At 72.9% G+C, this 15,044-nt stretch carries 12 protein-coding genes; 7 read left to right on the plus strand and 5 right to left on the minus strand.

From position 1 onward, the window contains the following. Positions 1 to 2,872 (plus strand): WD40 repeat domain-containing protein (locus AB8Z75_RS19125; RefSeq protein WP_369203571.1); only part of this gene is annotated, 2,872 nt, incomplete at its 5' end. Between the two features lie 41 nt (positions 2,873 to 2,913). Here the strand turns inward: AB8Z75_RS19125 and AB8Z75_RS19130 are convergent. Further along, the gene (locus AB8Z75_RS19130; protein WP_369203573.1) at positions 2,914 to 3,810 is read right to left on the minus strand and encodes a hypothetical protein; all 897 of its coding nucleotides are present in this window, start codon (positions 3,808 to 3,810) and stop codon (positions 2,914 to 2,916) included. Between the two features lie 218 nt (positions 3,811 to 4,028). On the opposite strand from AB8Z75_RS19130, the gene AB8Z75_RS19135 reads away from it, so the two are divergent. The 4 genes from AB8Z75_RS19135 (at position 4,029) to AB8Z75_RS19150 (ending at position 8,980) form a co-directional block, all read left to right on the plus strand. After that, a complete protein-coding gene (locus AB8Z75_RS19135) occupies positions 4,029 to 4,586 on the plus strand; it encodes a hypothetical protein (RefSeq protein ID WP_369203574.1) in 558 nt (185 codons plus the stop codon). A 295-nt stretch (positions 4,587 to 4,881) separates the two neighbouring features. Continuing rightward, positions 4,882 to 7,116, plus strand: a complete 2,235-nt coding sequence (locus AB8Z75_RS19140; protein ID WP_369203576.1) for an MMPL family transporter — start codon at positions 4,882 to 4,884, stop codon at positions 7,114 to 7,116. 5 nt (positions 7,117 to 7,121) lie between these two features. Further along, positions 7,122 to 8,312 carry a sensor histidine kinase gene (locus AB8Z75_RS19145; RefSeq protein ID WP_369203578.1) on the plus strand — a complete coding sequence of 397 codons (1,191 nt, stop codon included), beginning with the start codon at positions 7,122 to 7,124 and terminating at the stop codon, positions 8,310 to 8,312. Beyond that, positions 8,309 to 8,980, plus strand: coding sequence for a response regulator (locus tag AB8Z75_RS19150; RefSeq protein WP_369203580.1), 672 nt, complete (start codon positions 8,309 to 8,311; stop codon positions 8,978 to 8,980). The genes AB8Z75_RS19145 and AB8Z75_RS19150 overlap by 4 nt, the downstream gene beginning before the upstream one ends. 123 nt (positions 8,981 to 9,103) lie before the next feature. On the opposite strand, the gene AB8Z75_RS19155 is transcribed toward AB8Z75_RS19150, so the two are convergent. Beyond that, positions 9,104 to 10,408 carry an aspartate aminotransferase family protein gene (locus AB8Z75_RS19155; protein WP_369203582.1) on the minus strand — a complete coding sequence of 435 codons (1,305 nt, stop codon included), beginning with the start codon at positions 10,406 to 10,408 and terminating at the stop codon, positions 9,104 to 9,106. A 240-nt stretch (positions 10,409 to 10,648) separates the two neighbouring features. On the opposite strand from AB8Z75_RS19155, the gene AB8Z75_RS19160 reads away from it, so the two are divergent. Both AB8Z75_RS19160 and AB8Z75_RS19165 read left to right on the plus strand, forming a co-directional pair. Then, positions 10,649 to 11,635: a GntR family transcriptional regulator gene (locus tag AB8Z75_RS19160; RefSeq protein ID WP_369203584.1), complete on the plus strand. Its 987-nt coding sequence runs from the start codon at positions 10,649 to 10,651 to the stop codon at positions 11,633 to 11,635. 780 nt (positions 11,636 to 12,415) lie between these two features. After that, entirely contained in the window at positions 12,416 to 12,703 is a 288-nt protein-coding gene (locus AB8Z75_RS19165) for a hypothetical protein (protein ID WP_369203586.1), read from the plus strand. Between the two features lie 136 nt (positions 12,704 to 12,839). Here the strand turns inward: AB8Z75_RS19165 and AB8Z75_RS19170 are convergent, their stop codons facing one another. The 3 genes from AB8Z75_RS19170 to AB8Z75_RS19180 form a co-directional block, all read right to left on the minus strand. Next, complete coding sequence (locus AB8Z75_RS19170) at positions 12,840 to 13,535, minus strand: bifunctional 4-hydroxy-2-oxoglutarate aldolase/2-dehydro-3-deoxy-phosphogluconate aldolase (protein WP_369203588.1); 696 nt, start codon at positions 13,533 to 13,535, stop codon at positions 12,840 to 12,842. Beyond that, positions 13,532 to 13,804, minus strand: coding sequence for an HPr family phosphocarrier protein (locus AB8Z75_RS19175; protein ID WP_114021647.1), 273 nt, complete (start codon positions 13,802 to 13,804; stop codon positions 13,532 to 13,534). The genes AB8Z75_RS19170 and AB8Z75_RS19175 overlap by 4 nt, the downstream gene beginning before the upstream one ends. Positions 13,805 to 13,903: 99 nt before the next feature. Continuing rightward, on the minus strand, positions 13,904 to 15,044 hold a 1,141-nt coding region (locus AB8Z75_RS19180), incomplete at its 5' end, for a DgaE family pyridoxal phosphate-dependent ammonia lyase (protein WP_369203590.1).

Here is a 15,044-nt window from a genome sequence, read left to right on the forward strand (position 1 = left end):
GGAGAGCCGGGAGCTGGGCGGAGGCACGCCCGACACGCGCCGCCCCACCGAGCACGCGGAACTCGACTTCGGCGACCCCGCCGACACCCGGGTGGTACTGGAGAGGCTGGTCCGCGCTCGCCTCATCACCTTCGACGACGGCACGCTCGACCTCGCCCACGAAGCCCTCATCACCGCCTGGCCCCGGCTGCGCGCGTGGATCGACGCCGAACGGGACAGGTTGCGCATCCACCGCTCGCTCTCCGACGCGGCCCGTACGTGGCAGACACTCGGCCGGGAGAACGCCGCGCTGTGGGCCGGCTCCCGCCTGAGCGCCGCCCGTGACGCCTTCCCCCAGGCCCCCGCACGGGCGCACGGCATCGGACCTGAGGCCCGCAAGGCCCGAAAGATCGAAAGGACCCGCGAAGACCCCGGGGACTCCGAGGTCCGGGAAGGCTCCGAGGTCCGGGAAGAGCCTGAGGGGCGCCGAGTCACCGCAGGCCACGCCGAGCGCGGAATCGACGAACTCACTCCGCCCGAACGCCAGTTTCTCAACGCCTCGCTGCGGCGTCGGCACCGCGCCGTGCGACTGCGCCGCACGGTGGTGGCCGTACTCGCCGCGCTGGTGCTGCTCGCCTCCGGCACCGCCGTCGTCGCCCTCCAGGCGCGCGCCACGGCACAGGCCGAGCGGGACGACGCCGTGTTCGGCCGCCTCACCGCCGAGGCCGACAGCGTCCGCGGCACCCGCGCGGGGCTGGCCGCCCGGCTCGACGTCGCCGCGCACCGCATGCGCTCCACGCAGGACCTGCGGACCCGGCTGGCTTCCGACGCGGGCCGGGTGCTGGCGACCCGGCTGCCCGGACACAGCGGCCTCGGCAGCTCCGTCGCCTACGCACCCGACGGCCGTACCCTCGCCAGCGGCAGCCACGACGGCACGGTCCGGCTGTGGGACACCACCGCGCGCCCCGGCTCGGCGGACAGCCACGGGGGGAGACGGAGACTGCTGAGCGAACCGCTGAGACTGAGTAGTGGAGAGGTCGGCGCGGTCGCCTTCAGCCCGCCGAAAGCGGAGAAGGGCGACCTGCTGGTCGCCACCGGGGGAGGCGGCGCCCTCCAGGTGTGGGACGTCCGCGACCGGAAGCGGCCCCGCGCCGTCGGCCGCCCCGTGGTGAGCCACGACGAGCAGAACATCGTCTCCGTCGCGTTCTCCCCCGACGGCCGGTCGCTGGCCACCGCAGGCGACGACGGCACCGTACGGGTGTGGGACCTGAGCGATCCGGCCGACCCGGAACCACTGGGCAAGCCCGCCGACGCCGACGGATCGAAGGAGAACAGCGTCCGCGCGGTCGCGTTCTCGCCGGACGGGGACACCCTGGCCTCGGCGGGATTCGACGGGACGGTGCGGATGTGGCGGTTCGACGAGGACGAGGGCGTCGCACCGCTCGGCAAGCCGCTGCGCGAACACACCGCCTCCGTCTGGACGCTGGCGTTCTCGCCGGACGGGGACACCCTCGCCACGGCCGGCTTCGACGAGACCGTGCGGCTGTGGGACGCGTCCGACCCTGAGCACCTCGACCCGCTGGGTGAGCCGCTCACCGGGCACACCGAGGCCGTGATGTCGGTGGCCTTCAGCTCAGACGGCCGCACTCTGGCGACCGCGGGCAGGGACGACTCCCCGATCCTGTGGAACGTGGCCAACCCCGCATACCCGCAGCAACTCGGAGAGCCGCTGACCGGTCACACGGAGGCCGTGTGGGAGGTGGCCTTCAGCCCCGACGGCCAGACCCTCGCCAGCACCGGCGCGGACCGCAGTGTCCGCCTCTGGCACCGGCCGCCGACCGTTCTCACCGACTTCACGAACCCTGTGACCTCCGTCGCCTACAGCCCCGACGGCCGCCTGCTCGCCGCCGCCAGCACCGACGACGCGCTGATCCGCCTGTGGGACGTACGCGAGCCGGGGCGTCCCCGGCAGCTGCCGCGCATGCTCGTCGGCCACGAGGACGAGGTGCTGGCCGTCGCCTTCTCCCCGGACGGCCGTACGGTGGCCAGCGGCTCGAAGGACGGCACCGTACGGCTGTGGGACGTCACCGATCCCCGGCATCCGAGCCCGCTCGGCTCACCGCTGGACGCGCACGACGGAGGCGCTCTCGCCGTCGCGTTCGCCCCCGGCGGCCGTACGCTGGCCACCGGCGGAGGAGACGACACGGCGCGCCTGTGGAACGTCCGGCGGCCGAAGCACGTACGGCCGCTCGGCGAACCGCTGCGTGGCCACAAGGACGACGTCACCTCCGTGGACTTCTCCCGGGACGGCCGCACCCTGGCGACCGGCAGCGAGGACCACACGGCGCGGCTGTGGCACGTGGGCGGCGCAGCGCGCGCACGTGCCGCGGGCGGCGCCCTGCGGGGGTACGACCACACGGTCAACGCGGTGGCCTTCTCCCCGGACGGGAAGACCCTGGCGACCGGTAGCGACGACCGTACGGTGCGGCTGTGGGACGTACGGCGCCCAAGCCGTGCACGGCCGTTGGGGAAGGAGTTGGCCGGGCACCGCGGGCCGGTCAGGTCCGTGGTCTTCTCTCCGGACGGGAAGACGCTGGCGACCGGCGGCGGTGACACCACGGTCCGCCTGTGGGACGTGGCCGACCCGCAGCGTGCCGAGCCCGTCGGCCGGCCGCTCACCGGGCACCTCGACACCGTCACATCCGTCGCGTTCAGCCCCGACGGCGACACTCTCGCCTCTGTCGGCTACGACCTGACGGCCCGGGTGTGGACGCTCGATCCGGCCCGCGCGGCGGACTCCGTCTGCGACCGCACCGGCGGTGTCCTCACCCGCGCCGAGTGGAAGGAACTCCTGCCGCAACTCGGCTACCGCCAGGTGTGCGAAGCGCGCTAGCCGGACATGGACAGGCGGCCGGTGCGGGTGGCCGACAGCGCTCAGGGAGTGGTGAACTCGAGCACGGCACCGTCCTTGTTCTGCGCGACCACCGTCACGGTGAGGTCGTCGCCGAACTCGGCCACGCCGCCCTGACCGCCCAACTGCATCACCGTTCCGGCCGTCCGGAAGGTGACGGACTCGTCTGCCGTGGTGACATGCACGCTCAGCCCGTTCGCGGTGATGTCCACAGCGGAGGTCACCAGGACCTCGCACTCGCCGTCCGCGCAGGCGCCGGTGTTCTTGCCATCCGCCGCCTTGGGCAGCGGCCCGGAGGGGTCGGGCTTCGGCGTGGACGCGTCCGGGCCGGGCTCCCAGCCAGGGGCGCACTGCTTGGCGCGCTCGTGCGCGGACGCAAGCCGCGGGTCCTTCTTCGTCAGCGTGGTCAGGCTCGGCTTGGGCGAGGTGAGGGACTGGACGAGTTCGTCGACGTCCGAGGCGCTGCCCTCGGCGTCCTCGAAAGCGTCGGCCGGTGACACCTTGTCGAGTTCGGACACGACGCCCTTCACCTTCTTCAGCCAGGCGTCGCGCAGCCGGTCGGCGGACGGAACGCCCGAGGAGTCGAGGCGCTCCAGGTCGCGTTCGGTGTCCTCGACCGGCAGCGGCGTCCGGGAGAGGTAACTGGCGGCGAGGTAGTCGGCGGACGGGCCGGGGTCCTTCGGTGCGCGGATCTTCTCCAGTTCCGCCGTGCTGTCTTCGCGGACGGTCTTGAGGACGGTCGTCACCTCACACATGTCGCCGACCCACTTCACCAACGCCTTGGACGGCGGCCGGGTCGGTGCCGGCTTCGCCGACCCCTTGCCCGAAGCGCCGGTACTCTCGTCCGCTCCGCCACCGCAGCCGCCCACGGCCAGTACCAGTCCGGCGGCCACCACGGCGACGGTCCCCCTCTTGAACATCCCGACAACCTCTCCTCGCGCTGTGACACTGTCCTCGTGTGCCTGCTGCCGGCACCGTCGTCCCAGCACACCGCCGTACGGATTGTTCGGACACCCGGTCCGCGGCCGTGAACAATGCGCCGCGCCCGGCGTCGTCGCCACCAACCGGTCGTCACCCCTCCGTGGGCGACGCGGGACGACGAGCGGCCCGCGCACCCGGCGGCTAGTGTTCGAGTGCCATGACAAGTGCTGTGATCACACTCTGCGTTGCCCTGACCGGCTACCTCGCGACGTACCTCAACGGCCTGCGCCTCTCCCAGCGTGAACGCAGTCTCGAACGGCTCAACCGGCAGCTGGCCGAGCTGTACGGGCCCCTTCTGGCCCTCGTCGAGGCCAACCACGGCGCCTACCGTGCGTTCAGCCGGCTCCACCCCCGCGACGACGGCCGGAGCCTCTTCCAGCACCATCCGGACCGGCCCGGTGACCAGCCACCCACCGACGAGGAGCTGGCCGAATGGCGGACATGGGTGGAGGCGATCATCCTGCCCAACCAGCGGGCCATGCGCCAGATCCTCACCACCAAGGCCGACCTGCTGGTCGAGCCCGAGATGCCCGGCATCCTGATGGAGCTGTACGTCTTCTCCGCCATCGACGAGATCGAACTCCCGCGGTGGGTCACCGGGACCCGCACAGAGCTGCCGCAGGAGTATCCGGCCGGGGCGGTGACCCGCTACGTGCGCACGCGCTTCGACGAGCTCAAGCGCAAGCAGGCCCGGCTTCTCGGACCGCGGGGGTGAGGGAGGGCACTCAGGTGGCGTCCCCGTCCGGCCACCGACATCGACACCGCGTGGACGGGGCGGGCGGCAGGGCGCGCGGCGCTGCGCCACGACGCGGCAGCCGATGCGCCTCGCCCGGTGGCCCCTTGACCTCGTACACGCCCGACTGGCGCCTGCCCACATGTCCGACCGCGACAGGGTCTCGCGGTCGGCACGGGTGTGTCCAGCACCACCCCAGACGTCCACCGACCGGTTGACGGAAGGTTCCATCTGCCGGTGCTGTCCACGCTCACACCGCCGCGACCAGCATGGACACATGACGAAAACGCTTGTGAGGGCGGCGCGTTGGAGCGCTGCCCACCCGTGGAAGGCCATCGCGGGGTGGTTCGCCTTCGTGGCGCTGTGCCTGGGCGCCGGGCTGTCCGTGGGCACCCACGCGGCCACGACCGAGGACTATCGCATCGGTGAGGCGGGCCGCGCCGAGGCCCTCGCCGCCGAGGGCGGACTCGAACAGCGGGCCGTGGAGCAGGTGCTCATCACCCGGGCGCCCGGGGCCGGGGGAGGCCGCGCGGTCGACGGGCCCGAAGCGCGGGCCGTGGCGGCCGACGTCTCAGCGCGGATGAGGAAGCTGCCCGAGGTCCGCTCCGTGAGCGCGCCCGTGCGCGCGGCCGACGGCAGTGCCCTGCGGATCGCCGTGACGCTGAAGGGAGCGGAACTCGACGGCAAGAAGCACGTGGAGCCGCTGCTGGCCCAGACCCGGGAGGCCGCCGCAGGACATCCGCGGCTGCGCGTCGAGGAGGTCGGGGGGCCGTCCATCAGCAAGGGCGTCGAAGCGCTGCGCTCGACGGAGCTGGCCCGTACCGAGAAGATCGCGCTGCCGGTCACCCTGATCACGCTGCTGCTGGCGTTCGGCTCGCTGGCGATGGCCGTGGTGCCGCTGCTGCTGGCACTGTCGTCCATCGTCGCCGCGGTCGGGCTGTCCATGCTGGCCTCCCACCTCTTCCCGGACGCGGGCGTGGGCACCAACGTCATCCTGCTGATAGGTCTGGCCGTCGGTGTGGACTACACGCTCTTCTACCTCAAGCGGGAGCGGGAGGAGCGCGCCAAAGCGCCGGGGAGGCTCGACCCGCGCGCCGTGGTGGAGCTGGCGGCGGCCACCTCCGGGCGCGCCGTGGTGCTGTCCGGACTGGCCGTCGCCGCCTCCAGCGCGACCCTCTACCTGGCCGACGACGTCATCTTCTCCTCGCTCGCCACCGGCGCCATCGTCGTCACACTCGTCGCCGTGGTGAGCTCTTTGACGGTGCTGCCGGCACTCCTCGCGAAGCTGGGCGAGCGCGCCGAGCGCCGCGCGGAGAGCCGCGCCGCCCGGAGGGCCGCCGCCGGTACGCCCACGAACAGCCGCCGCTCCGGCCGGGCCCGGACGCGCCGCTGGCGCGGCGGCCGGGTCACCGAGGCGGTGCTCGGCCGCGTCGAGAAGCGGCCCGCGGTCACCCTCGGGGCCGCCACCCTGCTCCTGCTGGCGCTGGCTGCGCCGCTGTCGGGCATCAACCTGACGGACATGAGCCGCGAGACCCACCCCCGCTCCATCCCGGTGATGCAGACCTTCGACCGGCTCAACACCGCCTTCCCCGAACTGAAGGCGACCCACCAGGTCGTCGTCCGGGACAGCGCGGACCACGCCGACGAGGTGGCCGAAGCCCTGCGCGCGCTCGCCCGGGAAGCCGAACCCGATCCGGACCTGGCCGGCACGTCCCGTGTCCGGGTCTCGCCCGACGGCCGGATCACCCTGCTGGAGCTGCCGGTTCCCCACCACGTGAGCACCGAGGAGGCCCGCTCCTCGCTCCAGCGCCTCCGCGACACGTATGTGCCGCGTGCCGCCTCCGCGCTCCCCGGCGCCGAGCTCGCGGTGACGGGCGACGTCGCGCGCTATGCCGACTATCCGGAGCACCAGAAGCGGCAACTTCCCCTGGTCGTCGGCGCGCTGCTGCTCGTCACCTTCCTGATGACGGTGTGGGCTTTCCGCTCGGTGGTGCTGGCCCTGGCCGGTGCGGTGCTGAACCTGCTGTCCGCGGGGGCGTCGCTGGGGGTGCTGGTGGCGGTCTTCCAGCACCGCTGGGCCGAAGGGCTGCTCGACTGCACCTCCACGGGCTCGATCGGCTCGCGCGTACCGCTGTTCCTCTTCGTGATCCTCTTCGGTCTGTCCATGGACTACCAGGTGTTCGTGCTCAGCCGGGTACGGGAAGCCGCGCAGTCCCGGCTTCCCGCCCGGCAGGCGGTCATGGCGGGGGTGCGCCGTTCGGCGGGCGTGGTGACCAGCGCGGCGGTCGTGATGGTGACCGTCTTCGCCAGCTTCGCCGCCCTGCACCTGATCGAGATGAAGCAGATCGGCTTCAGCCTGGCCGTCGCGGTGTTGCTGGACGCCTTCGTGATCCGTCTGCTGGTCCTGCCGGCGCTCATGCTGCTGCTCGGCGAGGCCAACTGGTGGCCCTCCCGGCCGGGTCGGGCTTCTGCGACGAACCCGGCGGAGCGCCCGCTCGCTCACGTAGGGTGAATTCCGTGCCTGACCTCTCCCAGCCCGGCGAACGGGCCACCGTCGCCACGTACCACCGGTGGTACTCCGCCGGCTGGGTGCTGTTCGGGCTGGCGCCGCCCGCCCTCGGCGTGGCCGACGAGCCCACCGCGGTCCGGCTCCCCGTCTGGGCCGCGGTGACCGCGCTGGGGCTGTGCTACGCCAGTCTGCGCGGCCACGCCGAGCGGCCCGCGGTGCGGCCGGCGGCCTTCCTCGCCGTGCTCGTCGCGGGGATGGGCGTGCTCTCGGCGCTCCTCGGCGGCGGCGCGGCGCTGTACGTGGTGTCGCTGCCGCTCTTCTGGATCCACAGCCCCGGCTCGCGCGCCCCGGTGGCCTGGAGCGGAGCCGCCGCGGTGGTCTCGGTGGCAGCGGGTCTGCCACGGGAGCAGTGGAACCCGCAGTTCTTCGGCGGCGACCTGACGATCACCACGTTCGGCTACGCGGCGGGCGTCGGTCTGGGGCTGTGGGCGCGCCGCGTCCTCGCACAGGGCGAGGAGCGTGCCCACCGCCTGGGCGCGGCCCTGGAGGACACGCAACGGCAGTTGGCCGCCGCCTACCAGCGACAGGGCGCGGCCGAGGAACGCGAACGCATGGCGCGGGAGATCCACGACACCCTGGCCCAGGGCTTCGCATCCATCGTCGTGCTGGCCGAGGCGGCGCGGGAGAACGTGCGGACCGACCCGGCGAGGGGTTCGCGGCAGCTGGAGTCCATCGAGCGTACGGCCCGCGAGAACCTGGCGGAGGCCCGCGTCCTGGTCGGGTCGGCCCCGCGCGAGGGCATCGCCCCGGACTCCGTCGCGCGCACCCTGCGCCGCGCCCTGGACCGGTTCGCGCAGGACACGGCTGTCGCCGTGGAGGCCGAACTGGGGGACGCCGTATGCGACCAGCCGACGCGGATCGCGCTCCTGCGGTGCACTCAGGAGAGCCTGGCCAACGTGCGCAAGCACGCCGGTGCCACGCACGTCGGCGCCACGCTGAGCTGCGGTGACGAGTGGATCGAGCTGGAAATCACCGACGACGGGAAGGGCTTCGTGGTGGCTGAGGCGAACGGTTTCGGGCTGGACGGTATGGCACGGCGCCTGGCGGAACTGGGCGGGGCACTGACCGTCACCAGCGCGCCGGGCGAGGGCACCCGGATACTGGCCGCGCTGCCCGCACGCGAGGAGGCCGCCGCGTGACGGCCCCCGGCAGCGCAGGTCGTTCGTCTCCCGAGGGGAGCGGTGTCCGTGTGGTCGTCGCGGACGACCACACGGTGATGCGGGCCGGAGTGGTGGCGCTGTTGGCCCCGGAGCCGTCGATCACCCTGGTCGGCGAGGCGGGCGACGGGCGCGAGGCGGTGGCCCTGGTCGAGGAGGTGCGCCCTGATGTGGCTCTCGTCGACCTGCGCATGCCGGTTCTCGACGGGGTGGGTGCCACCGAGCGGATCGTCGCGGGGCAGGCTGCGACGAAGGTCCTGATCCTGACCACGTACGACACCGATGTCGAGATCGAACGGGCGGTTGAGGCGGGTGCGGTCGGCTATCTGCTCAAGGACACCACCCGCGAACAACTCGTCGACGCCGTCCACGCCGCCTCCCGCGGCGAGACGGTGCTCGCTCCCCGCGTCGCCGAGCGCCTCGTCGCCCGCATGCGCCGGCCCACCACCGCGGCCCTCACGCGCCGGGAACTGGACGTGCTGAACGGCGCCGCCGACGGGCTGTCCAACGCCGCCATCGGCGAGCGGCTGCACATCGCGGAGGCGACCGTGAAGACCCACCTCCTGCGGGTGTTCGCCAAGCTCGACGTCAGCGACCGCACCCACGCGGTGGTCGTGGCCCTCGAACGCGGCCTGCTGGTGCGCCACTGACGCGACCGCCAGGACCGGTGCACGGCCCGGGCAACCGAGGCGACGCGGGCCGCGCGCCGGGACTTCGGCGCTCCCGGCAGCGAGCAGACGTCCGGCTCCTGCCGCCGTGTCCGCCCGGCGGCGTCACCTTCCCGCCAGGACCGCCTTGAGTGAGGCCTCCAGGATGTCGACGCCGGTGTGGAGTTCTTCGTCACTCGTCGTGAGTGGCGGGGCTATCCGGAAGATCCCTCCCATACCGGGCAGCTGGACGATGTTCAGATGCAGTCCTCGTTCGAGGCATGCCGCCGTGACGGCTTGGCCGAGCGCGTCGGCGGGTGTCTTGCTCTTCTTGTCGTGCACCAGCTCGATGCCCTGCAACAGGCCGCGTCCCCGGACGTCACCGACGACCTCGTAGGCGTCGCGAAGGCCCGTGAGCCGGTCGGTGAGCTGTGCGCCCAGCTCCGCGGAGCGCGCGACGAGGCCGTCGCGCTCGATGACGTCCAGGACGGTCAGTGCGACGGTCGCCGCCAGGGGATCGGAGACATGCGTGGTGAAGAAGAGGAAACCGCGCTCCTGGCAGACCTGCTCGATGTCGGCGCCGGTCACCACCGCGGCGACCGGCAGACCTGCGCCGAGCGTCTTGGAGAGGGTGAGGATGTCGGGCGCCACCCCGTCGCGCTCGAAGGCGTACATGTGACCCGTGCGTCCCAGGCCCGTCTGTGCCTCGTCGAGGACGAGGAGCATGCCGCGCTCGGCGCACATGTCCTTGAGGCGGGCGAGGTAGCCCGGCGGCAGGTCGATGATGCCGCCGGACGAGAGGACCGGCTCGATCAGACATGCGGCCAGTGCCCCCGTGGACTGCTGGTCGACCAGGGCGAACCCGTAGTCGAGCTCGGCCTCCCAGTCGTAGGAGCCGTCGGGGCGGCGGAACGGCGAGCGGTAGGCGTTGGGCGTCGGCAGGGTGAGGTTGCCCGGCAGGGGCGGGCCGTACCCACGGCGCCCGGCGGAGAAGGTCGCTGCCGCGGCTCCTGAGGTCATGCCGTGCCACGACCGGTCGAAGGAGACGATCTCGTAGTTGCCCGTGTACAGCTTGGCCATCTTGAGGGCCGCCTCATTGGACTCCGCTCCGGTCGTGAGCAGCAGCGTCTTGCTCAGGGAGTCGGGCAGTGTCCCGGCGAGCTTCTTCGCCAGGTCGACGACCGGCCGGGACAGCATCCCGCTGAACAGATGGTCCAGCGTGGCGACCGAGTGGGTGACGGCGCGCACGATGTCCGGATGCGAGTGCCCCAGGACCGCGCTCATCTGGCCGGAGGTGAAGTCCAGGACGGCCGTGCCGTCGCTGTCGTGGACGTAGGAGCCGCCGGCACTCTCGATCACGCGCGGCGTGAAGCCCGCGCCGTACCGGACCATGTGGCGGTCGACGTCGTTCCAGAAGGTGTCCGTGCTCATGGAATCTCCTGCATCGCTGCGGGCGGCCCCCGGCGGGGGCAGGCGGTCGGTGGCGACGCGGGACGTCGACACTGTATGTGGCATAGCACGCTATGCCATTCCGGCTCCGACGCCAATGCCGTGGGGCCTCGGCGCCGCTCGGGACCGGTGTGCAGGCAGCTGAGACGGGGCGCACCCGCGCGGGAACTGCTGCTGTTTTTGTCCTAGTGCACTAGGCTCCTTCGTGGGCCATAACAGTCCATGGCCATCACAGCGAAGCGGGGGGCCATGGTCGCCAACCTCCATGTCAGTCGGCAGTCCGACGTCCCGGTCTACCGTCAGATCGTCACGCAGCTCACATACATGATCGAGATGGGGCAGCTGCACGACGGCGAGCGTCTGCCCGGTTCCCGCCTGCTCGCCGACAATCTGGGCATCAACCGCAACACGGTGGCGCACGCCTACCGCGAGTTGCGAGCGCGAGGTCTCGTGGAAGCCCGCGGCCGCAACGGCATGGTCGTCGTCGGCGGACAGCAGGCGCGCTCGGCCTCCGCGGCTCGGGAGCGGGCCCGTGCGGTCCTGGAGGCGGCAGCTCGCGAGTGCGTCGAGCTCGGGCTGTCCACCGCCGAGATCCAGGAACTCGTGGCGGACTTCGCGGGACGGGTCGCGGACGCCGCGCCCAAGGTGTGCTTCGTCGAATGCAACGCCGACCGCGCCGACTACTTCAGCGGCGAGCTGGAGAAGCACCTGGGCATCCCCATCGAACCGCTCGTGCTCGGCGCGTTCGAACCCGCCGACCAGCACCACGATCTGGTGCTGACGACGTTCTTCCACCTCGCCGAGGCACGCAGCCTGCTGCGCCGTCCGACGACGGACGTCATCGCGCTCGTGGTGGCGCCGCACATCCGCACGCTGCTCGAGATCGCCAAGGTGCCCGGGAGCCGCACCGTGGGCCTGTGGTACGCGGCCGACGACCAGGCCGCGAGCATCCGCGACTCGCTCGCGCAAGCCGGCGTCACCAACATCGAGGTGCTGACGGGCACGACCGACGCGCACCTGCGCGGCATCGACCTGGTGGTCGTCCCCAGCGAGATGCCCGACCTCAGAGCGCGCTTCGCCGGACGCGTCCGCGTGATCGAGTTCGGCAACGTCCTCGATGCCGCCTCGCTCCGCATGGTGAGCGACGTGGTGCGGGACCTTCGGCCGACCGCGTCGCCCCAGCCGCGTCCGCGGCAGCAGGACCGCTGACCAGACGCGTCCGCGGCGGCAGGCCCGCTGCGGCGGGCCCCGCGGCTCGCCGTGCCGAAGCGTCCGCCACGCAGACGCTCGACCTGGCGACCTTCGTGACCACGTGGGGAGCCGCAGGCCGCCGCCGACCTGGCCGGCCTGTTGCTCGGCTCCCGGAGCGGTTGAGGCCCGCACTGTGCCGTCAGCCCGGCCCGCTGGAGCGGGACGAGTGGAAGGCGACCGGTTTCCATCACTGAGCCGCCCTGCTCGGCGTTGGTCGCCCCGCGGTGCTTCCGTCTCCGCGCCGTCACCGTGCCGTCATGTCAACCCGGACGTCTTGACCCAGCCAACCGCCCGCCGCCGAGCCGCACACCGTCTACACCGTGGCCAGCGGAGACCTGCGCCCCGCCGCCAACGTCACCTGCCGGCCCACCCAGGAGAAGCTGGAGAGCGACCTCACCGCCGCGCTCCTGGATCTTGGCTGGAACGTGCGCCGGGGCCACGCCGTCGACCAGGACAAGGGGCACGGGTTCATCGACAGCCAACGGGCGGGGATCGAGGTCTTCACGCACCTGCCGCCCGACGCACCGCTGATCGTCGTCGAGGGCGTCTGGCAGTACAGCGGCGTCTGCAAGGCGCGCCTGTCCCAGAGCGCCCTGGTCGCCGAGATGCGGAAGGTCTCCGACGAGGAGGCTCGGGGGGTCCGCGACTGGCTCGACCCCCGATGTACTTCCCGCTCGGCGGCGGCACCCTCAGCGGTGTCTCCAAACCGGGGGTGGGATCGTCTGGTCCCGCGTCTTCGTGAGGGACGGCCGTCTCCACGTCGACCTCGGCCGCGGTACGTCGGTCGAGCTGCCGCAGGAGGAGACCCGGCGGCGGCTCGACGCCACCAATCCGCAGTGGCCGATCATGCACGCCGTGCTGCACGGTGTCAGCCGCGACCAGTTCATGGCCCGGCACCGCGCCAACCACCTCAACGTGGCCTACGCCCCTGAGGCGGCCACCGCCGACAAGGCGCTGCGCGCCAAGGCGGCGCTCTTCGCCGAGCTGGGGGTCGAGGTGCACCTGTGCGGCGACGTCCGACTGTGACCGCGCGGGCCGCCGTCACGCCGGCAGCGGCCCGACTCACCTCGGGGGCGGCGTTTTGCGAACGCCGCCCCCGTCCGGTCGGGGTCTCGCGCGTCGTCGGGTTGCGAGACGGCCGCCTGAGCAGGCGGTGACCTGCTCAGGCGTTGGTCCTCGCTGCCGGCTGCTCCCGCAGCCGCGCCAGCGCCGCGGGCACGTCGTCGGTCTCGGTCAGCTCCCTGCCGATGCTCACGGCGAACGCACCAGCGGCCAGCCAGTCCGCTGCGGTCTCCACCCCCACTCCGCCGGTCGCCATGATCCGGGCTCCCGGCAGAACCGAGCGCAGGGAGCGCAGATACGCGATGCCGCCCACGTGCGCGGGGAAGAGCTTGGCGACGCCGCGCAGCGCGGCGGCCCGCAGCTCCGTCGGGCTGAGCCCGCCCTCGACGAACAGCCGGTCCGCCGCGTCCGTTACCTGGCGCACCTCGGGCACCTGGAACGGGCTGACCAGGAAGTGGGCACCGGCCTCCAGCGCCGACTCGGCGACGGACGCCGAGGTGACGGTGCCCAGGCCCAGGAGAAGTGCGGGCTCGCGCCGCGCCCACCTGGCGACCAATCCCCGCCAGCCGGGAGTGGTCGCGGTGAACTCGAAGGCGCGCACGCCCGCATCCCACAGCGTGCGGGCCAGTTGGTCGGCGGTCTCCGCGTCGTGCGCCCGCACGGTCGGTACGATCCGCGCCGCCTCCAGCCGAGCGATGTCCGACCGCAGGGCGGGGGACAGATGGGCCGTGGAGCCCAGGTCCGCGACGGGTCCCTCCTGGGCGCCGGGCGCGGCCGGCTCGTGGGCGGCGCTCACGCGGGTGCCGCGATACGGACGAGGGTCTCCAGTGCGCTGTCCGCGTCGTCTCCGCTGGCGCGCAGCACGATCTCGTCGCCGCAGCGGATGTTCAGCGTCATGAGCGACAGCACGCTGTGCGCCGGGACGCCGGCCGCCTCGGGCCCGGCGTCCACGCGGGCGACGGTCACCTCGGCCGCCGCCTGGGCAGCCGCCTGGGCGAAGGCCGCCGCCGGGCGGGCGTGCAGCCCGGCCGCTTCGGTGACCTTGAGGCGTCGTTCGACCGTCATCACGGGATGATCTCCTTGCATGTGTAGGGGTCTTGTACGGGCTGTGCGTGCCCAGCGGGCGCCGGGGCGTTGGGGCGTTGGGGCAGTGGTGCGGGCGGGTCAGCGCGGGGCGTCACCGAGCAGGTCGGTCAGCCGGCGCACGACCGCCTCCTCTTCGTCCGGCGTCAGACAGCGGGGGTCCACGGCCAGGCGGCCCGAGCCCGCGTGATGGTCGCGGAGGAAGACCGGTGGGCTGCCCGCGGCGAGTTCGGCCGCCAGCCCCGTGGCGTCCCGGCCCGCTCGCGCGGGGTCGACGAGCAGCTGCGCACGGTGGATGTCGCGGCCCGCCTCATCGCGCACGACGCGCGCCGTGATGCCGGCCAGTGTGTCCAGCCGGGCAGCCAACCGTGCCATGCGGTCGTGGTGGACGCCCAGGCCGTTCCGGCCGCCCTGGCCGCCGTCGGATCGCGCGGCGTGCTCGCGTACCGCGCGCACCAGCCCGAGCACCGTCTCCTTGCCGACCTTCATCGGCCGGCCGATGCCGGCGTACTGGGCCCGGCAGGCGGCGACCAGCGTCGCGGACCCGCAGACGAGGCCGGACGCCGGGCCGCCGAGTGCCTTGCCGCCGCTGAAGACGACCAGGTCGGCGCCGGTCGAGGTCCAGGCCCGCGGGTCCTCCTCCGCGGCGGCGTCGACGATCACGGGCACCCCGTGCTCCCGGCCCACCGCGACCACCTCCGCGAGGGACGGCATGCCCTTCTGGACCGCGTGGTGCGACTGGACGTACAACAGCGCCGCCGTGCGCTCCCCGATCGCCGCGGCGACGTGCGCGGCACGCACCTTGTTGGCCGCACCGACCTCCACGGCCCTGCCGCCGCCGAGCGCGATCATCTGCCGGACGGGGGCGCCGAAGTGCACCGCGTGCCCCTTGGGCAGGACGACCTCGTGGGGCCGGTCGCCCGGATCGGGCAGCGCCTCGATCCTGGCCAGGTCCTCGCCCGCGATGAGCGCGGCGACGGCCATGGCGATACCGGACGCGGCGCCCGTGGTGGGACAGACGTCCTGGCTGCCGGTCGCGGTCGCCAGGTCGCGTCCCGCCGCCACGAGCAGCTCGTCCATCACGACGTGGCTGCGTGCGGCCTCGGCCATGGCCGCGATCACACCGTCGCTGAGCCTGCTGCCGCCGAGCGCGGTCATCTTGCCGTTGGCGTTGAGGGCCGGGGGCAGGCCCAGTTCCTCGTACAGGGAGGGCGAAGGGGCG

The organism is Streptomyces sp. PU-14G, assembly GCF_041028275.1.
Taxonomy (GTDB): Bacteria; Actinomycetota; Actinomycetes; order Streptomycetales; family Streptomycetaceae; genus Streptomyces.